Source organism: Acinetobacter sp. YH01018, from assembly GCF_013420295.1.
Lineage (GTDB): Bacteria > Pseudomonadota > Gammaproteobacteria > Pseudomonadales > Moraxellaceae > Acinetobacter.
In genome coordinates this window covers 1-20083 of sequence record NZ_VOYL01000011.1, presented here as the reverse complement: position 1 = coordinate 20083, position 20083 = coordinate 1, and the positions used below count along the sequence as shown (strand labels likewise).

Genomic DNA, 20083 nt, shown 5'->3' with positions numbered 1-20083 from the left:
CAATCATTAAACTTTTGCTTATATATGGGTTAAAAACCGGACCAGATAAAATTCAAGTGATTGTGAAAGATTTTTAAATAGCAAAGATTCACCTTTCTTTTTCGAGTTATATCTCTATAAAATCACCTCAAAGTCACCTCTCTCTAACTCCATTATTATTTTCCATAAACAAAAAAACAGTAAGAGTTGTTGATTTTTTGATAAGAAAAAAGCAGCACAGCAATTGCAATAAGCCGCTAGAATGCTATTCATACTGAAAGCTTGATTTGTTTTACTCCATAACGAAGGATGTATTCATGTTCCAACATGTTGATGCGTATGCAGGTGATCCGATTCTTTCTTTAATGGAAGAATTTGCTAAAGATGAACGGACACAAAAAGTGAATTTAAGTATTGGGCTTTATTACAATGAAGACAATATTGTGCCTCAACTTGAAGCGATCAAAGCAGCGTATAAGAATATTGAAGCAAGCAATGAACAGGTTAAGCTGTATTTACCGATGGATGGCTTAAAACCTTATAATCAGGCTACTCAAGCACTGGTATTGGGAGAAAATAGTTCGGCGCGCCGTGATGGACGCGCGGTGACCATCCAGACCTTAGGCGGTTCTGGCGCGCTTAAAGTTGGTGCGGATTTTCTGAAAAAATATTTTCCTGAATCTGATGTTTGGGTTAGCCAACCGACTTGGGAAAATCATATTGCCATTTTTAACGGTGCCGGCATTCACTCACATTTCTACCCTTATTTTGATGCAGCGACCAATGGCGTTAATGTGCCAGTAATGCTGGAAAAATTAAGCCAGCTACCGGCAAAAAGTATTGTGTTATTACATCCATGTTGCCATAACCCGACGGGTGCAGACTTGACGCCTGCTGAATGGGATCAGGTGATTGCTGTACTAAAACAACAGGATCTGATTCCCTTCTTGGATATTGCCTATCAAGGTTTTGGTCAAGGACTAGAAGAAGATGCCTATGCGATTCGTGCCTTAGATAAAGCAGGCATGAACTTTATTGTCAGCAATTCATTCTCTAAAATTTTCTCGCTCTATGGTGAACGTGTAGGCGGTTTAACTTTTGTCTGTGATGATTCGGCCACTGCACAAAAAGTATTGGGCCAGCTCAAAGCGACAGTACGCCGTATTTATTCCAGTCCGGCAACGACTGGGGCATTGTTAGTCAATAATGTCTTGCATGACGAGAAACTTACCGCGATGTGGCAAACTGAACTGAAAGAAATGCGGGAACGTATTATTAAAATGCGTCACATTTTAAAAGATAAACTCAGCCAAGCCTTACCAGAGCGTGACTTTAGCTATTTAGTCAAACAGCAAGGCATGTTTAGCTATACCGGGCTGAGTGCTGAACAGGTCGATATTCTCAAAAATCAATACGGCATTTACCTAGTGCGTAGTGGCCGTATGTGTGTTGCGGGTCTGAATTTAAGTAATATCGATTATGTGGCTGAATCGATTGCTGAAGTCATTAAAGCCACTGCTTAATTTGGGCCGAATTTCTTTAGGCTGATATAAAAAAAACGGGCAATCTGCCCGTTTTTTTATTTCGTTTTTATTTGAGAATGTTTAGTCTTCAAAATGGATCACGGTACGAATCGATTTACCATCATGCATTAACTCAAAGGCTTCGTTAATTTTTTCCAGTCCCATGGTATGAGTAACAAAAGGTTCAAGCTGAATATCTCCTTTCATGGCTTCTTCTACCATACCTGGCAATTGTGAACGGCCTTTCACTCCACCAAAAGCGGTGCCTTTCCAGGTACGGCCGGTGACCAGCTGGAATGGACGGGTTGAAATTTCCTGACCTGCACCCGCAACCCCAATAATGATGGATTGTCCCCAACCACGGTGAGCACATTCCAGTGCAGAACGCATCACATTGGTATTGCCAATACATTCAAAAGAATGATCTACACCCCAACCGGTTTTTTCAACAATCACTTCCTGAATCGGTTTGTCATAATCTTTTGGATTTAAAAATTCTGTCGCGCCAAACTGTTCAGCCAGTTTGAATTTTTCAGGATTGGTATCAATAGCAATAATGCGGCTGGCTTTGGCTTTTTTGGCACCTTGCACCACAGCCAGACCAATACCGCCCAGACCAAATACAGCAACGGTATCGCCTTCCTGAACTTTAGCAGTATTTTTTACCGCACCCAAACCTGTGGTCACGCCACAACCGAGCAAACATACATGCTCATGATTCGCTTCAGGGTTAATTTTTGCCAAAGAGACTTCAGCGACCACGGTATATTCACTAAAGGTTGAGCAACCCATATAGTGGTAAATCGGCTGCCCGTTATAAGAAAAACGGGTGGTGCCATCCGGCATCAAACCCTTACCTTGCGTTGCACGAACTGCGACACAGAGGTTGGTTTTACCCGATTTGCAGAATAAACATTCACCACATTCTGCAGTATAAAGTGGAATAACGTGATCGCCCGGTTTCACGCTGGTTACGCCTTCACCAACTTCCACTACAACACCAGCGCCTTCATGGCCCAATACTGCGGGAAACACGCCTTCAGGATCATCACCTGATAATGTAAAGGCATCAGTATGACATACACCAGTATGGCTAATTTTTACCAAAACCTCACCTGCTTTCGGTGGAGCAACATCAATTTCAACAATTTGGAGCGGTTGACCTGGACCAAATGCGACTGCAGCACGTGATTTCATGAATGATTCATCCTTTTTTGGTTCTTTAACAGATGAGCTACAGTAACCTCTTTTTATTGTCCGATTCAACCTATAACATGATGATAATATGTACTTATAACTTTATGACTTCATAACAATTATGCAGATTAGACCATCCATGCATGCTGTCATGTTTGCTGTTACAATTTTTACAATGACGGGGTGCGGTTTGCCGATGAATGAATCCAAAAAGCAGTCTCCCATTCAGGTGCATGCCGAGCACTGGTTAAACGGTTCCAATGTAGATACACAAATTATCCAGGGCCTTACCGCCTATCTTGCTTTAGATGATGCTTTTACCAGTATTGCTTCAAGGCTGCATTTGATTAATAAAGCAGAATATAATATCGATTTGCAGTATTACATCTGGGAAGATGACTCAATTGGTCACCTGATGCTGGCTGAATTGCTAAAAGCCGCTGATCGTGGGGTAAAAATCCGTTTATTGATTGATGACCAGAACGGCTCCCAACTCGATGCTACCTTAAAACAATTGGCACAACATCCAAACTTTGAAATTAAAATCTTTAATCCCTATACCTTTAGGGTCAGAAAACTGCGCGTGTTTGATTATATTTTTCGTTTCAAACAAATTAATCGCCGTATGCATAACAAGCTGATTATTGCCGATGGTGCCATAGCGGTGACCGGTGGCCGCAACATTAGCCGTGAATACTTTGAAGCCAGTGAGTCTTTCCAGTTTACCGATATGGACATTTTGTTTTATGGCACTGCCGTGAAGCATGCCAACAAAGTATTTCAGGACTTTTGGAGTGATGATTTAAGTTATCCTGTACCCCTGCTGTTGGGTAAAAGCCGTCCAGAACAGCTTGCCAAATTACGTCGATATTATGAGCTGACTGCCTTACAAAAAGACCAGCTAAAAAGGCGGATTGAACTGGCTGAAAAACAGATCACTGAACATCTAAAAGATCGTCCGATTAACTGGGCAAAAGCACATTTTGTCGCAGATTCACCCGATAAAATTCGCGCTCAGGCATCGGATAATCAACTGATTTACCGTCAAATAATGCAGCTTGTGGGAAAACCTGAACAGCATCTGGAGCTGGTCTCTGCCTATTTTGTCCCCACAAAAAAAGGCAGGGATTATTTAACCAGTTTAGCCCAAAACAACGTGAATGTTCGAGTGCTGACCAATTCATTCCTTGCCAATGACGTTCCTCTGGTACATGCCTTTTATAGACAATATCGCCATGATTTACTGAAAAACGGGATAAAATTATATGAATTTAAGCCCTATATAGAACGCAATAAACGGACCTGGTATGAAGTGATGACAGGTAATGTCATTCCAGCTAAATGGAAAAACGCCTCCAGTTTGCATGCCAAGTTTTTGGATATAGATGGAATGGTGTTTATTGGTTCTGCCAATTTTGATCCCCGTTCCGCCAATTTAAATAGTGAAGTGGGACTGGTGGTCGAATCCGCTATGTTACAAGAACGAATTTCGAACGCTTTAGATAAATATTTACCGCTCATTGCCTATGAATTGAAACTTAATCCACAAGGTGAAGTGATTTGGATAGAGCATCATAAAGATGGAACTCGCACAGAGTATTCACATGATCCACAATCGACCAGATTTCAGCGTTTTAGCATGCAAGCGGTGTCATCCCTCCCATTTGAATGGATGATGTAATGACAAATTAATGACATTAAAACACGCACAAGTCTTGTTTTTCTAAATCATCGAGTACTGGAAGATCAGCACGGGATCATATTGTGCTCATGAATCTACACAACCCGCCTTGATAAAATCTACAAGTCTATAATCCTCCCTGTCTCATCTATCAGACTGGGCACTTCCCTGATGAATATTTCTGCGAAAACTTATAAGAAATTAAATGTTATTTATATATATTTTAGATCAATCCATACAATGATTTTACTCGTTTCCTGATTTGATTTAACATGCCATTTTCGAGTTTTTAACTCAGTTCTCTCCCAATCGTGATCTTCTGCAATGCAATTTTTTGATTTAAGCCGTCAATTTAATTTAAGTGATATTTTAACCCCGTATAAAACGCTGGACGATTTAGGCCGCCAAGACTGGTTTTTAGCGAAAGTTCGTGTAGAGCATGACTGCCAGTCCGATTCTGAAATTGTTGAAGGTCAGGCCATTTTAAAATCCAATCAGAATGTACAGCTGGAACTGGAATGGCTGATTCAGGATACCGGTTTTGAACTCCAAGTCCTGTTTAAAGGCATTGAAACAGCAGCGAGTGAAGAAACTCTGGTGATGGTCAAAGGCGCAAAAATTATAGATGCTAATCAACAGGTCATTTCTGCTCAGGCCTTAAGGCTGTGGATTGACGGAACCCTGCTGCCAATGTTGCCAAATATCCGTAAAGAGATTAAATCCCGGTTAAATTTATGGGACTATGTTGAATATGATGGATAGCTTTTGTGGCCTACTCTGAATCACTTAAATTCCTTTTTAAATCTATTTATCATTTGAAAAGTTTTCGATGACATTCTTAAAGATATCAAAAACTTTTTCTAGCACAGCCTAAAATGGACAAAATACAGTCAGCATCCTTGGATGCGTTTAATTAACTCTTGATTTATTTAACTTACTTATAGTAAGCCTATTTCTTTAAACAACTGAGTGTAAGCTTCGGCCTTTTTCTCCAAAGCAAGTGGATAGGCACGGGATGAAGATGGCATCCGGTATAAAGTCAATTCACGTTCCGCAAAGTAGGTTTTTGAGGCATGACCAATTAACGGTTTTTCAGTATGTTCTGGCATTGAAAGCATCAAGGTATCGGTTGCTTTATCTCCAGTTGTCATGATGCTATTACACTCAGGAATCTGCTGTAGCAGCTTGTTTAAATCAGTTGCTTGAGCAATGTGCAGAAATTTATCCGAAGCATTCCCTTTTAAACGGATAATTTGGTACGCCGTATCAAAAATTGCGATGCCTTTTTCCATTAAAAAATCACGGATCTGCTGTTCCTTGAAATTTTTATTGGCAATATCTAAAAAGTGTTCTTTATTGCCAAAGAATACCAAACCAAAAATTTTCCACATGTCATTTTGGTAATTTGGATAATAAAACTCCATTTTCCAGCGGACTTTAGGTGGTGGAAAGCTACCCATCATCAGCAATCTGGCATTTGGGGGTAAAAAAGGTTCCAGTGGATGGGTTTCAATATTTGGTTCGGTGCTCATAACAGTCCATTTATTCGTATTCAGTTTAATTTAAAACATTTGACGGATTTTATCTGCTACCTGTTTGCCCCAAAGTGTATAAATTTCCTTGCTGGGATGAAAACCATCCTTTGCCATTTCCAGATTGAGGCTTTTAAAACGTTGCAAATCGTATTCAATCCATTGCATATTGCCGTTCCGCTGAACAAATTTGGCAAGATTTTTATTCATGCCTTTGGCATATTGTCCAAATAACCAAGCCAGTGGATGAGGTAATGCAGGAAACATGTTCATCGGTGGCACGCCAGATACAATAACTAATTCAGGCGTGAATTTCTGGTTAATTTCTGCATAAAGTTGTTGCTGCTTTTGAATCCAGTCTTTAGGTGAGGTCAGTTTGGTAATATCGTTTACCCCGACAGAAGTAATGACCACATCGAAGTGTTGATTGGGCATATTCTTTACCGTCTGAATCACTTGTCCGCTGGTATGGCCAGTGGTAGCTTCAAGTTGATAACTGATTTCATAGCCATCTTTTAACTCTTTCAGCACTGCACCGAGTAAAGCATCTTCCTGAGTTGCAACACCGACTCCAGCCGCAGCCGAATCTCCTAAAATTAAAATAGACAGCATTTTTCCAGTTCCAACTGTCCCCTGACGTTGTCCTTCTGGTTCTGCTAAACGTAGAGTATTTTTCTTAACGGCATTGCCTTGAATAATCAGGGATGGAATCAGAACGATGGTTGAAATTTTTAACAGCATACAAAATAAGATTCACAATGATATCTGTATCAATATAGGAGTTTATGGGGTGAGAAGCATTGACTTAAATTACAATAAGTTTCATCTAATTAAATAGTGAATGGCTGCATCAGGTCAGTAGCGATCTAGGGCTGAGGGTGGTCGATATCTGCTGATGATGTTATTTTTTTATCGAGCTTAGTTTTACAATGTTTTTCCCGCGTATAAAAAAAGCCCATTGAATGAGCTTTTTAGAATCCAAAAATTAACCTAACTTATTAACCAGTTTCAGTGGCAATACTTTCATGGCCAAGCCTAAAGGTAACCAAGGCCACTGTGGAACGTAGGCTTTAACCGGTGCTTTTTCAATGGCCTTGACCAGTAAATGTGAACCGGTTTTTTCATCCACTTCAAAAGGCAGTTTTTTCGCACCTTCATTCAGTTCTGTACGGATATAACCCGGGAAAATGGTAGTGACTTTAATCGGGGTATCAATCAACTCGGCACGGATGCCTTCAGCCAAATGCGCAACTCCTGCCTTACTGGCTCCATACGCGGTTAAATGTTTCGGCATGCCACGCATCGCGCTCATGGAAGAAATCATCACCAGATGCCCTGCATTTTGCGCACGGAAAATTTCCACTGCGGCTTCACATTGTGCCAAAGCTGAAATAAAGTTGGTTTCGACAGTGGCTTTGTTAATTTCAAAATTACCTTTACCAATCCGGCGACCTTCACCCACACCGGCATTGACAATAATACGGTCGATGGTGCCAAATTCCTCTTTAAATGCACGGAACACTTCAAAGACTTGGTCGTAATGGGTCACATCTAAGGTTTTGGCTATGACTTTTATGCCGTATTTGCTTTCCAACTCTTGTTTTAAAGTTTCCAAACGCTCCAAACGACGGGCGCAGATGGCAAGGTTATAGTCTTTTTGTGCAAATTCACGTGCCATACCTGCACCAATCCCTGAACTTGCACCGGTAATTAAAATTGTTTTTGCCATGTTTTCTTCCTTTGCTATTTTTTTAATCAGATCCAGGTCAGTAAGCCGGGATCTTCGGCTTTAATAAAATGGTGTTCATTCAAGCTCAGTAATTGTGGTTCATTTCCCACTAGACGCAGTGTGGTCATGCTGGTATTGGCGATTGCCCAGTTTAAGGCAAAAGTTCGGTTAGCATTCAGCTCTAACAGTTTTCCTGCAGCCACCGAAATCACCCCGCCAGAGGTAAACACTACGGCATAACGCGGTTTTATTTTAGCCAGTTCATCACATAAGTTTTGCAATGCTGTTTCAACCCGGTTTTTAAAATGCGGCCAAGATTCATCATATTCATGATGATAGTCACCACCCGTCCAGCGCTCAATCGCCCCTTCAAAAATTTTAGCCAGGTAAGCCCGAGGATTATCTTCCTTGGCGACATCCTGCTTTAACAGATGCGGTTCATTAAAACGTGGTTCGTATCTGGCAAAAACCTGCTGGTGATTAAATTCATTCCATGCACTATCGGTCTGAATCTCAGCCTCAGGAAAACATTGTGCCAAAGTCAAGTGGGCTGTCTGTTGATGACGTTGCATCGAACCTGACACCACATAAGGTGCCTCTTTTAGAATCTGGTCAAAGTATTGCCCTAATAATTTCGCCTGTAATTCACCGTTGGGAGAAAGTTGGTCATAACTTTCAGCCCCAAAAGAGGCTTGCCCGTGACGAATCAGATAAATTGTGGTCATGTTGGCATCAATTCCTTAAATTTCGCGATATATTTTTGTGCCAGTTCATTGGCCTCAAGTTTTTGTAGGCCAATTAATTTAAGCGCACGAATATGCAAGGCATGGATCACAACCCAGAAATCCTTAAAGGCTGGATTATTGGTTTGTTTGTGGTAGTAGCGGTAATAGATTTGTTGTGCAATTACGGCTAAACGGAAAATGCCGAACACTTCATAAAAGGTCCAGTTCTCTGTTTGCAAGCCAGTTTTTTGCAAATAATAATCCACCACTTCCTGACGCGTGAACATACCTTTTAAATTGGTGGGCTGACGACGCGTGGCTTTAAAAATTTGATTGTCTCTTTCTTCAACCCAATACGCGAGGGCTGAACCCAAATCCATTAAAGGATCGCCGAGGGTTGCCATTTCCCAGTCTAGAACGCCAATCACTTGTGTCGGATGCTTCGGATCTAAAATTACATTATCAAAACGCCAGTCATTATGAATGACACAGGTTTTTGAATCGGCAGGGATATTGTCTTTTAGCCAGTTTCGGACATATTTAAAAGACGGTACATTTAGGGTTTTGGCTTTTTCATAGCGGGCATCCCAGCCTTCTACCTGACGACGACAATAGCCTTCGCCCTTGCCGAGCTTTTCCAGTTCTGTACCCTGATAAGGAACTTGATGCAACTCAATCAATTTATCAATGACATTGATGCACAATTCACGGACCTGAGCTTCATTAAAGTTGAGCTCTTTGGGTAAATTAGCACGTGGAATAATGCCTTCCACACGTTGCATGACATAGAAATCACAGCCAATCACCGATTCATCCTGACAGAGCGCCACCATTTCAGGCAGTACAGGATAGAATGGTGCCAAATTTTTTTGCACATTGTATTCACGTGCCATGTCGTGCGCAGATTTGGCTTTGGTTCCTTTTGGAGGACGGCGTAAAATCAAGTCTGTATTGTCGTATTTCAAACGATAAGTCCAGTTGGACGCTCCACCTGAATATTGTGTAACTTCGGCTTGACCCTGTAAATCAGTTCCTTGTGCTTTGAGCCAATTCTCAACAGCAATGACATCTAGCTCTTCGCCTTGACGAACCTTCCCACCTACATCAATCACTGACATTGTTATTTCCCTAAATCATCAATGTTATAACACTTCATCGCTTACTTATTTATACCCGTTTAATTTCTCATAAACAGCAAAATTTTCAGGCAAGTGATAAGCAGCCTCAACTATTTATGTAATTAATCTTTTTTCCGACCTGAACTGTAACCGCGTTTTGCCAGTTCAAGTTTAGCAATCATGCCTTTATGCACTTCATCTGGGCCATCGGCCAAACGTAAGCTTCGAGCCTGAGCAAAGAATCCTGTTAGAGGTGTATCACGAGAAACACCTGCACCACCGTGTATCTGTATGGCCATATCTACCACTTTTTCCAGTACGCTTGGTGCAACCACTTTAATTGCTGAGATTTCAGTCAATGCTGCCATATTACCTAAAGTATCCATTTTGTAAGCAGCATAAAGTGTAAGTAATCGTGCCTGGTCAATGGCTACCCGTGCTTCTGCAACACGTTCCAGATTGCCACCCAGCTTTAAAATTTCTTTGCCAAAAGCAGTACGACTCATACCACGATCAATCATCAACTCTAAAGATTTTTCTGCTGCACCGATACAACGCATACAATGATGAATACGACCTGGCCCTAAACGGCCTTGCGCAATTTCAAAACCCTGACCTGCACCACCAATAAAATTGGCCACTGGTACACGGACATTGTTAAAGCTAATTTCGCCGTGTCCATGCGGTGCATCATAATCCCCAAATACAGGCAGCATGCGTTCAATTGTTACGCCCGCAGTATCTACAGGAACCAAAACCATGGAATGTTGATGATGACGGTCTTTGCTTTCATCAGGCGTATGCGCCATAAAAATGATGATTTTTGCATTGGGATCGCCCAAACCTGACGACCACCATTTGCGACCGTTTAACACAATTTCCTCACCGTCGATCACCGCCGTAGCCTGCATATTGGTGGCATCAGAAGATGCCACAGCAGGTTCAGTCATACAAAATACGGAACGAATTTTGCCTTCCAATAATGGTATGAGCCATTGCTGTTTTTGTTCTTCAGAACCATAGCGCCACAACACCTCCATATTGCCACTGTCTGGTGCATTACAGTTAAAGACCGTTGGTGCAAGCAAGCTACGACCGGAAAGTTCGGCAATGTGTGCATATTCCTGAACTGATAAGCCTTGCCCCAATTCTGGACATGGCAAAAACATATTCCAAAGACCCACTGCCTTGGCCTTATTTTTTAATATTTCAAGTTGAGTGGGCCATTGCCATGTTGTCCAGTCTCCCCCTTGATTGAGCTCATGGACATCATTCCAAAACTCGGTTTCAACCGGTTCAATTTCTTCCTTAATGAACGTTTTTGTTCTTTCAATATAATCTTGTGCACGTGTTGATAACTCAAACATGGCCAATTCCCTCAAAATATATATTATCTGATCTTTACAACAACATAACCCGAAAACTATTATGAATAAAATGATTTAATTCAATATAACACTATGAACAGTATTCATAATAAAGCCGCGATTGACCTGAGTGTTTTTCATCGCATAGACATTAACTTATATCCCTTATTTATTGCAGTTTATGAACAAAAAAGCATTTCCAGGGCTGCACAGATTTTGTGTATCAGCCAATCTGCTGCCAGCCATGCCTTACAGCGTTTAAGACAACATTTACAGGATGATTTATTTGCACGTGCCGGCAATAAAATGTTGCCTACTTCATTTGCCGAGGAAATTTATCCCATCATTAAAAATGCACTGTTCGCTATTCAAAACATTTCAATGCAAAAACAGCATTTTGAACCCCGTATGGTGCAAAGCTTAAGAATTGCGGTGCATGATGAAATAGAACCGATGATTTTTCCCAAACTGGTTCAGCATTTTCAGGGCTTAAATCTAGAGATTCAATTTTTCAGTAGCAAATTAGACCGTAAAACGCTTGTCACAGATCTCGCCACCCAGCAAATAGACTTTGTCATTGATCTGGAACAAAACTTCGGTGAGAAAATTCAATTTCAGAAACTGGTACAAGATCAATTTGTGGTATGTACGCAGCAACCTGAAATGACGGAACAGCTTTATCTCGCTGCTCCACATATTGGGGTTTCATCACGCCGAACTGGAGTTTTGGTTGAAGATATATATTTAAACCGCAAACAACTGTCGCGACAGATTTTTTTACGTTGCCAACATTATTCAACCGCTTTACAGATTTTGCTACAAAACCCTCAATCCGTTTTAACTATTCCTCAAAATTTGCTTAGTCATTTACAAGTTTCTACTACATTAAATATTTTTGCAGTGCCTGTGGACTTGCCGCTAATTACTTTGGGGATGTATTGGCATAAAGATTTGGAAGATAATTCGCGTCATCAATTTTTGCGCAGCGAAATAATTAAAATTTTTACTTAGGCTATTTTAATAGATCTATTATTTGCTTAGGCTATTTTAAGTATTTGTTATGGATCTGAATGATTTTTTATGCAGATATCACCTTTTACTGAATAAATAACCGAAATGTTGAACTGGCAAGGCTTTTAATGCTATTTGACTATTTCTCAAGCCATTATTTTTGAGAATTTCCATTAATATAGCAGCTCATTTTTTATCTTTTTATTGTTGAATCTGGACTGGTATTTTCAAGTCAGATTCCACAAATTTTATCTATGTTGGCAAATCTCTCCCCTGTTTGGCTCATTATCTTGGGCATGCTGCTTTGTGCAGTGCTGTTTTTTATCTTCCGCAAAATTCACGCTTTCCTTACCGATGTATTTAAACCGTTTAAAAAAGGAAAAAAATACTGGTGCAAAGTCATTGCGGTGAGTGATGGCGATACCATCACCTGTACGCGCTATAACTTGCGTCGCTCAGAAACCAAACTGCGTTTTGCCTATATTGATGCTCCCGAATCAACACAAACCTATGGCAAGGAATCTCAGCGTCTGGTTAAAAAAATGGTGTATTACAAACTGGTCCGTGTCGAGATTACCGATGTCGATCGCTATGGGCGCTGCGTTGGCGTCATTTACCGTTTTAGACGAAATATCAATCAGGAACTGGTCAAACGCGGCGCGGCATGGGTGTATGAGGAATATATTAAAAACCCGACGCAAAAACAGAAATGGTTAGCTCTACAACTTCAGGCCAAGAAGCAGAAAAAAGGCTTATGGAAAAATTCGCATCCGGTACGCCCTAGTGTTTATCGTAAGCGAAATAAATAGAATTTTAGAATAGATAAATAATTATCTTCAAATATAGTTTCGAGTTTGATTTCATGGATTACACTGGCGGGTTAAAAAATAAAGTGGCTTGTTTAAAACAAGCCACTTTAAAATTTATTATCAACAATTAAAGATAATAAGCCAGTTGAACAAGCAGTCGGAATGCTCCAGCAATCAATGCTAATGCAAAAAATCCACCTAGCCACAACACAATAAACCACTGCATCTGTGAAAGTTTCATATTTACTCCTTAATGATAGCCTTCATCACCAATGCGTACTTTGTCGCGGAACACCCAGTAAGACAAACCGGTATAAATAATTTTGAAATGCAACTTATTACTGAGAATTGAAGTGCCTTAATATGATTCTGTCATTTTCAGAATAAATTATTCTTGCTCCCTGACTAATACTTGAACAATCAACTCAACAGGCGTAAAGTTATCTCAATTTAGTTACCCTAGCTAACTATTATGCCAAATCGACTTAACTTTCGTGCTTCATTACTGCGCTGTGCGCGTTTAATGAGTGATGAAATCAATACTATTTTGCTTCCACATCAGCTGAATTATTCATTGTGGCAGGTGCTGTATGTCATACAGCTTAAGCAAGGCTGTACCTCTATTGACATTGCTGAATACCTGAATGTTTCCAAACCTTCGATTGCAAAACGTATTCATGCATTAATACAACTGGAGGTTTTGGATCAGGTCGACACTGATGATAAACGGCAAAAGAAACTGATTCTAAGCATTAAAGGTCAACAACTTTTTTCCGCGTGCTCTGAAAAACTGGACCTGTTTGAACAACGACTGTTATTGCCCTTAGATCAAGCTGCGCAAAATAGTACGCTAAATACCCTGCATCAACTTATGGAGCATCTGCAAGAGATGAAAGGTAGCCAGTCATGAGTGAACATACGCCCTTATGGACAAGAAATTTTATTCTTGTCAGTGCCATTAACTTTCAGCTGGTCCTGACCTTTTATCTGCTGGTGGTGGTCATTGTCGGCTACGCAGTTGCTGAAATGGATGCAACCACGGCTCAGGCCGGTCTGATTTCCGGTTTGTTCATTGTCGGTACCCTGATTGGTCGTTTATTTGTTGGTCAGTTTCTGGAACGTTTTGGCCGCAAAACCACCATGATTGTGGGTTTAATTGGATTTTTGATTTTTTCAGGATTCTATTTTATTCCGATGAATGTCACTGCCTTGCTGAGTGTTCGTTTCATGCATGGTTTTATGATGGGTATGGCATCGACTGTATTGGGTACCATCATCGCGCAGATTTTACCGCCGACCCGTCGCGGTGAAGGGATTGGTTACTACAGTATGAGCAGTACATTGGGTACTGCGATTGGCCCGTTTCTGGCCATCTGGATGATGTTGCACGTCGGCTATACTGCGATTTTTGCCTTATCTAGCATGGTCGCTATGAGCTGTTTAATCGTGGCTTTGCTGATTGAAGTACCTAATTTGCCACAACACCCCAAAACCATTGAAACTCAAGTCAATGTGAAAAAACCGAGTTTCATTTCCCAGTTTATTGAAATGAAAGCCTTGCCGATCTCGATCATCATGTTATTGACATCGATTTGTTATTCTGGGGTTTTATCCTTTATTAATTTCTATGCCAAAGAAATTGATCTGGTTGAAACAGCTTCTTTCTTCTTCTTAATGTATGCGATTGCGATTTTATTTTCACGTCCATTTACCGGCCCACTGATGGATCGTAAAGGTGAAAATATCATTATGTATCCCGCATTTATCATTATGGCATTGGCCTTGTATCTGCTCAGTCAGGCCCATAGTCCGATGACCTTGTTACTTTGTGCAGGCTTGCTCGGTCTGGGCTATGGCAACATTCAGTCAGTTTGTCAGACTGTTGCTGTGAAAAGTACCTCGCTGGATCGTATGGGCTTTGCTACCTCGACCTTCTTCATCTTCCTCGATGCAGGACTCGGCTTTGGCCCTTATTTTATTGGTAGGGCGCTGGATTATATAAATTATGCGCAGCTGTATATGTATAGCGCGATTGCAGCTTTGATCTGTATTGGTTTCTACTATGTATTACATGGACATAAAGTGAAAAGTAAAGCCATTAAAGCTGCTTAATCATTTTCCAATACCGCCAGGAAAAATTAAAACCATTGGCTAAAATATATGAAATCCCCTTTTATAAAGGGGATTTCGAAAAATTATGAATTACTTAAATACCTTAAAACGTGTTGCATCATCTATATAAGCTTTATCTTTGGCTTCACCTTCTACTGAACCAAACACCAGCTGGGCACGCAGTTTCCAGGAGGCTGGAATTTCCCATTCAGCATGTACCTGTTCATCCACGATCGGGTTATAGTGCTGAAGTGAAGCGCCTAAACCTTCAGTATGTAAGGCGGTCCAAGTTGCGAACTGGGCAATGGCTGTTGAGTGCTCTGCCCAGATCGGGAAATTCTCTGCGTAAGACGGGAACTGCTCTTGCAGACCTTTAATCACATCCATGTCTTCAAAGAATAAAACGGTACCCACACCTGCGGCAAAACTGTCCATTTTGGCACTGGTTTTTGCTGCACTTTCTTCATCTTTGGCATAAGACTTGAGTTTTTCTTTGACAAAATTCCAAAATTTTTCGTGCTCGGCATTAAACAAAATCACGGCACGTGAAGACTGCGAATTAAAAGAGGATGGACTCTGTTTGATCGCATGTTTAATCAAATCAGTTAAATACTCTGGGCTTTGCTCTACATTTTTACCGACTGCATAAATGGTACGGCGTTTCTTAATTAAATCTAAAAACTGATTTGACATTCAATGAAATCCTGTGATATTTCTTCGCGAAAATTTGAAACAATCTACCCTCACTGTTAATAAAATGTGAAATATCTACTTTTATAACAATATTTAGGTAAATGTATTGCTGTCTTACCATATGCAATAATAATTCCAATTTCTAGTACATTTTATTGATAATTAAATCTTTAATTTTTTATATAGATGCATTTAAATAGCTTAAGTTTATCTTTTTACAGCTAAAACTGGCATAAAAAATCCCCCAATATTTGGAGGATTGTTATCGTATTTTATGCTGTTCTAGAATTTGGCATTTAACACATTTTGCGGAACTTTGTGTTTCCACAAATCACGCAGTGTGGGTAAATAGAATTTTTCACCAATTTCAACCAGTTCTGCATCAATCAGTGCATGAATTTCGTGCATAAACAGATAATCGAGTTCTACAGTTTTCAATTGATGGTTGTTTTTCGCAAACTCTTTACGCTTTTGCTGCGCAGTTTTGACTAGCTGATCGGCATAGTTTTTATTTTTAAATTGAGAAATCGCATTTAAACGTAATTCAATCACGCCCCAGCCGCTGAGTAATAATTTGAACAATTCAAAATCTTCAGTGGTCGATTCCCAGGTCATTTCATCCAGATTTTCATCGCCAGGCAGAACCGGAAGCAATAATTCCATCACACTCGGAAAAATCTTTTTAAAATTCAAAATAAATTTAACAGGATGCTCACCCGGATAATCCTTAAATTGAACCTTTCTCTGAACATCTGTTAAATAAACGTCAAGCATAATCAATCATCAGCAGTTAATTTCTAGGACTATTGTACGCATATATGCCCCAGATAAAAACCACTGATGATCAATTGATAGCTGTTCCAACTTTTAGATGGCTATTTCACATTAGGTGAAACCATATTTTCCGGAATTACCACGGCATCAAACTGTTCGGCAGTGACCAGGTTCAATTCGACCGCGACCTGTTTTAAGGTTTTGCCTTCCTTATATGCTGTTTTTGCCACTTTAGCAGCATTTTCATAACCAATCACCGGATTTAAAGCAGTGACTAACATCAGTGAATTATGCAGGAAATGATCAATTTTTTCGCGGTTGGGCTCAATGCCAACGGCACAATGATCATTAAAGCTGTTACATGCATCGCCCAACAGTTGAATCGATTGCAACAGGTTAAATGCAATGACCGGCATAAACACATTCAGCTCGAAGTTGCCCGAAGCTCCGGCGACATTAATAGTCGTATCATTCCCCAGCACCTGTGCCACCACCATGGTCATGGCTTCACTTTGGGTTGGATTGACCTTGCCGGGCATAATGCTTGAACCTGGCTCATTTTCAGGAATACGGATTTCACCAAAACCGCAGCGCGGACCACTGGCCAACCAGCGAATATCATTGGCAATTTTATTTAAACTCACTGCCAACGTCTTTAAAGCCCCAGAGGCAAATACCGCAGCATCACGCGCAGCTAAAGCTTCAAATTTATTCGGAGCCGTTACAAATGGCAAACCGGTTAAATTAGCTAACTGTGCTGCAGCTTTTACTGCATACTCCGGATGTGCATTTAAACCTGTTCCAACTGCTGTGCCCCCCAAAGGCAATTCATATAAACCCAGTAAGGCATAATGCAAACGTTTTAAGGCATGATCCAGTTGTGACACATAGCCACTAAATTCTTGCCCGAGCGTTAAGGGTGTTGCATCCTGTAAATGGGTACGGCCAATTTTGACAATGTCGGAAAATTCTTGCGATTTAGCCTCTAGAGTATCGCGTAAACGTTGTACGGCAGGAATCAGCAATTCATAGATTTGCAGGCTTGCAGCCACATGGATGGCTGTCGGAAAAGAATCATTGGTCGATTGTGCACGATTGACATGGTCATTGGGGTGAACCGGCTTTTGAGAACCCAAAGGATTACCCAGTCTCTGGTTGGCAATATTAGCAATGACTTCATTACAGTTCATATTACTTTGCGTACCTGAACCTGTTTGCCACACCACCAGTGGAAATTGACTATCCCACTTTCCAGAAATCACCTCTTCTGCAGCATTGACAATATAATGTGACAATTCATGAGGAATTTGACCTAACTCGGCATTGGTCATGGCGGCCGCTTTTTTGACCAAGCCCATCGCCCGAATCATCGGTCGGGGTAAACGTTCTTGACCAATCTTAAAGTTTTGCAAACTACGCTGTGTCTGCGCACCCCACATTGCTTCACTTGGAACTTCTACCTCGCCCATAGTGTCATGTTCAATACGTGTTTGCATTCTCCACCTCATATCGATGTCGTTTTATGATTTAAACCAATTCAATAGTTTTGACATATTTACTGATCTTAATCAAACATATTATAATTGTAAATGATTATTATTTACATTATTCACTTTGTTTCTCAGCTGCTTTAATTTCCCTTCAGTGTTTGTTGATAAAAACGCCAGGCATCTTCAATAATTTGGGTAATGCTGCGCTTAGGTTGCCATTTTAAAATTTCATGGGCTTTGCCTGAGGTCGCCCCCACCTGATCCAATTCAGCATAAGTATAAAACGGCACATCCATGGTTTTGATTTCAGTCTGGGTGACTTTTGAAACTTCACTGAGCAAGGCTCGAATGGACATATTTTGTCCTGCAATATTAAAGGCATCACAGGTATAAGGCTGAGTCCTTAACCATTGTAGAGTCGCTAAAATGGCATCACAGCAATCCAATACATGCAAAAAGCTGCGCTCAACGGTACGGTCCAGGGTTTGGGCTTGCTGTCGCAGTTCAATATAATCACGTTTTTTCGCTGCAACCTGTAAAGCCAGTGGAATAATATTTTTCGGCAATGGCGCCACAAATTCTCCAAGCACGCCATGTTCAAAAGCACCGGCAATGTTGCATAGTCTTAAAATGGCAATTTTCCATTCGTTGTCGGTCAGTGCGGTATCACGGATAATTTCTTCCGTCATCTGCTGCGATTTGATATAGGGATTGGGGTAGGAATAATTAAATGGCGTATCTTCGCTCAGAATTAAGCTGGACTGACCATAGACTGCCAGACTGGATAAGTGAATTAAGGTTCGAATGCCTGTACGCTGCATAGATCGCAGCAAACTCATAATACAACTGACATTATCGTTATAATATTCCAACGGTTTAAGCGCAGATTCTTCTATCGATTTAAAACCAGCGGTGTGAATGACGGCTTCTACAGAATATTGTTCAAAAACTTTGTTTAAGGCGGGTGTATTTCGGATGTCAATTTTGACAAAAGGCACATACATGCCGGAAATGTATTCAAGTCGTTCTAAGGTTTGTAAAGTTGCATTGGATAAATTATCAACAATGATGACTTCTTGTCCATGAGCCATCAGGCTTAACGCAATATGTGAGCCTATAAAGCCTAAACCACCCGTCACTAAAATCATTGTATAGATACTCCTTATAATAATCAGTACCTTGCAACTTATTGGTGTAATCTTGGTGTTTACAACAACTTATCCACAGATATTAAAAGCAAAAAACCGACTCAAAATTCTCTTGAGTCGGCTAATCTGCAAGAGCACTATCACACCATCTTAAAGATTTGGAATATTGCATGTGTTGCAGTTATGGCTATGAACTGTATATTGTTTATGAAAAAAATAAAAAACTTATTCAATGAATGGTAAAACTCATCAAGAGGAATAAAAATGAAACCATGGGAATACTTTTACATAGAACACACGATAAGACATGATCCTAGCCAAACAACTAGACACACATAGCCATCTTTGTTGTTTTTTATTGTGAAGTATATGCACCATCGACCACATACTGACTGCCAGTCACAAATGAAGCATCATCAGAAAGCAGAAAGGCAACGACCTGAGCAACTTCTTCCGGATTGCCTGCTCGACCAATCGGATGTAATTTCACCATCTCTCCCTCATCAATTTCAGCACTTAAAGGCGTTTTAATATAACCTGGATGTACCGAATTAATGCGAATACCTTGATCCGCATATTCCAATGCCGCTGCTTTTGTTAATCCGGTAATAGCATGCTTTGCAGCCACATAACCAGGAATATTTTTAAACCCGATTAAGCCTGCAATTGAAGAGGTATTAACAATCGCTCCACCTCCAGCAGCCAATATTGCAGGAATCTCATAGCGCATGCTATAAAATACCCCATTTAGATTAACATCAAGCACACGATGCCACCCATCAATGCTCAATTCTGCAGTTGGGTTAAGTTCCCCCAGAATTCCCGCATTATTAAATGCTAAATGCAGTGCACCATATGTACTAACAGCAAATTCAACCACTGCTTTCATATCTTCAGGCTCAGCTATATTGGCTTTATTTGCTACAGCTTTCCCACCTAAAGATATGATCTCATTAGCAACTTTATGAACAGTTTCCATGTTAATATCTGAAACCACCACACTTGCGCCCTGTTGGGCCAAAAGCATAGCGGTACTTTTGCCAATACCAGAACCAGCTCCAGTAACTAAGAGCCTATCCAGTATTAATTTCATTCTTTTTTAGCACTTAAAAAAAGAATTTGTTAAAATTATTCAATGAGAAAACCATATCCCAGCGACATTAGTCGAGAAGCCTTTAAAGAAATTGAACCGTTA

The 20083-nt window shown here is 40.5% G+C and carries 20 protein-coding genes; 7 read left to right on the top strand and 13 right to left on the bottom strand.

The features are described from left to right. The first annotated feature begins 296 nt into the window (after positions 1–296). Positions 297–1502, top strand: coding sequence for an amino acid aminotransferase (locus FTT83_RS05815; RefSeq protein ID WP_180176401.1), 1206 nt, complete (start codon positions 297–299; stop codon positions 1500–1502). 81 nt (positions 1503–1583) lie between these two features. Here FTT83_RS05815 and FTT83_RS05810 read toward each other — a convergent pair whose 3' ends face one another. Beyond that, positions 1584–2699 (bottom strand): S-(hydroxymethyl)glutathione dehydrogenase/class III alcohol dehydrogenase, encoded by a 1116-nt coding sequence (locus tag FTT83_RS05810; RefSeq protein ID WP_086196977.1) that lies wholly within the window; start codon positions 2697–2699, stop codon positions 1584–1586. Positions 2700–2820: 121 nt separating this feature from the next. Between FTT83_RS05810 and FTT83_RS05805 the strand changes: the two genes are divergently transcribed. Beyond that, positions 2821–4380, top strand: a complete 1560-nt coding sequence (locus FTT83_RS05805) for a phospholipase D family protein (protein WP_180176400.1) — start codon at positions 2821–2823, stop codon at positions 4378–4380. A 324-nt stretch (positions 4381–4704) separates the two neighbouring features. Then, positions 4705–5142 (top strand): hypothetical protein, encoded by a 438-nt coding sequence (locus FTT83_RS05800; RefSeq protein ID WP_180176399.1) that lies wholly within the window; start codon positions 4705–4707, stop codon positions 5140–5142. 176 nt (positions 5143–5318) lie between these two features. Here the strand turns inward: FTT83_RS05800 and FTT83_RS05795 are convergent, their stop codons facing one another. The 6 genes from FTT83_RS05795 to FTT83_RS05770 form a co-directional block, all read right to left on the bottom strand. Then, the gene (locus FTT83_RS05795) at positions 5319–5912 is read right to left on the bottom strand and encodes a uracil-DNA glycosylase family protein (protein ID WP_086196980.1); all 594 of its coding nucleotides are present in this window, start codon (positions 5910–5912) and stop codon (positions 5319–5321) included. 30 nt (positions 5913–5942) lie between these two features. Further along, a complete protein-coding gene (locus FTT83_RS05790) occupies positions 5943–6653 on the bottom strand; it encodes an SGNH/GDSL hydrolase family protein (protein ID WP_180176398.1) in 711 nt (236 codons plus the stop codon). Between the two features lie 244 nt (positions 6654–6897). Next, positions 6898–7641: an SDR family oxidoreductase gene (locus FTT83_RS05785; protein ID WP_180176397.1), complete on the bottom strand. Its 744-nt coding sequence runs from the start codon at positions 7639–7641 to the stop codon at positions 6898–6900. A 26-nt stretch (positions 7642–7667) separates the two neighbouring features. Then, positions 7668–8366: a histidine phosphatase family protein gene (locus FTT83_RS05780; protein WP_086196983.1), complete on the bottom strand. Its 699-nt coding sequence runs from the start codon at positions 8364–8366 to the stop codon at positions 7668–7670. After that, positions 8363–9484 carry a phosphotransferase family protein gene (locus tag FTT83_RS05775; protein WP_180042592.1) on the bottom strand — a complete coding sequence of 374 codons (1122 nt, stop codon included), beginning with the start codon at positions 9482–9484 and terminating at the stop codon, positions 8363–8365. Before FTT83_RS05775 ends, FTT83_RS05780 begins: the two co-directional genes overlap by 4 nt. Positions 9485–9606: 122 nt before the next feature. Next, positions 9607–10851 (bottom strand): acyl-CoA dehydrogenase family protein, encoded by a 1245-nt coding sequence (locus FTT83_RS05770; RefSeq protein WP_180042593.1) that lies wholly within the window; start codon positions 10849–10851, stop codon positions 9607–9609. 93 nt (positions 10852–10944) lie between these two features. Here FTT83_RS05770 and FTT83_RS05765 point away from each other — a divergent pair, with 93 nt between their 5' ends. Both FTT83_RS05765 and FTT83_RS05760 read left to right on the top strand, forming a co-directional pair. Beyond that, the gene (locus FTT83_RS05765) at positions 10945–11862 is read left to right on the top strand and encodes a LysR family transcriptional regulator (RefSeq protein WP_180176396.1); all 918 of its coding nucleotides are present in this window, start codon (positions 10945–10947) and stop codon (positions 11860–11862) included. 254 nt (positions 11863–12116) lie between these two features. After that, the gene (locus tag FTT83_RS05760; protein ID WP_180174512.1) at positions 12117–12671 is read left to right on the top strand and encodes a thermonuclease family protein; all 555 of its coding nucleotides are present in this window, start codon (positions 12117–12119) and stop codon (positions 12669–12671) included. Positions 12672–12798: 127 nt separating this feature from the next. Here FTT83_RS05760 and FTT83_RS05755 read toward each other — a convergent pair whose 3' ends face one another. Further along, positions 12799–12912, bottom strand: a complete 114-nt coding sequence (locus FTT83_RS05755) for a DUF2474 domain-containing protein (RefSeq protein ID WP_131272799.1) — start codon at positions 12910–12912, stop codon at positions 12799–12801. 231 nt (positions 12913–13143) lie between these two features. Between FTT83_RS05755 and FTT83_RS05750 the strand changes: the two genes are divergently transcribed. Together FTT83_RS05750 and FTT83_RS05745 are read left to right on the top strand one after the other, a co-directional pair. Next, positions 13144–13581, top strand: coding sequence for a MarR family winged helix-turn-helix transcriptional regulator (locus tag FTT83_RS05750; protein WP_180042597.1), 438 nt, complete (start codon positions 13144–13146; stop codon positions 13579–13581). After that, positions 13578–14783 carry an MFS transporter gene (locus tag FTT83_RS05745; RefSeq protein ID WP_180042598.1) on the top strand — a complete coding sequence of 402 codons (1206 nt, stop codon included), beginning with the start codon at positions 13578–13580 and terminating at the stop codon, positions 14781–14783. Before FTT83_RS05750 ends, FTT83_RS05745 begins: the two co-directional genes overlap by 4 nt. Positions 14784–14873: 90 nt before the next feature. On the opposite strand, the gene FTT83_RS05740 is transcribed toward FTT83_RS05745, so the two are convergent. The 5 genes from FTT83_RS05740 to FTT83_RS05720 form a co-directional block, all read right to left on the bottom strand. After that, complete coding sequence (locus FTT83_RS05740; protein ID WP_086196991.1) at positions 14874–15476, bottom strand: nitroreductase family protein; 603 nt, start codon at positions 15474–15476, stop codon at positions 14874–14876. A gap of 282 nt (positions 15477–15758) precedes the next feature. After that, positions 15759–16250, bottom strand: coding sequence for a hypothetical protein (locus FTT83_RS05735; RefSeq protein ID WP_180042599.1), 492 nt, complete (start codon positions 16248–16250; stop codon positions 15759–15761). A 101-nt stretch (positions 16251–16351) separates the two neighbouring features. Then, a complete protein-coding gene (fumC, locus tag FTT83_RS05730) occupies positions 16352–17746 on the bottom strand; it encodes a class II fumarate hydratase (protein ID WP_180042600.1) in 1395 nt (464 codons plus the stop codon). A 134-nt stretch (positions 17747–17880) separates the two neighbouring features. Then, complete coding sequence (locus FTT83_RS05725) at positions 17881–18888, bottom strand: SDR family NAD(P)-dependent oxidoreductase (RefSeq protein ID WP_180042601.1); 1008 nt, start codon at positions 18886–18888, stop codon at positions 17881–17883. A 355-nt stretch (positions 18889–19243) separates the two neighbouring features. Further along, a complete protein-coding gene (locus FTT83_RS05720; protein ID WP_180176395.1) occupies positions 19244–19981 on the bottom strand; it encodes an SDR family NAD(P)-dependent oxidoreductase in 738 nt (245 codons plus the stop codon). Positions 19982–20083: the final 102 nt, after the last annotated feature.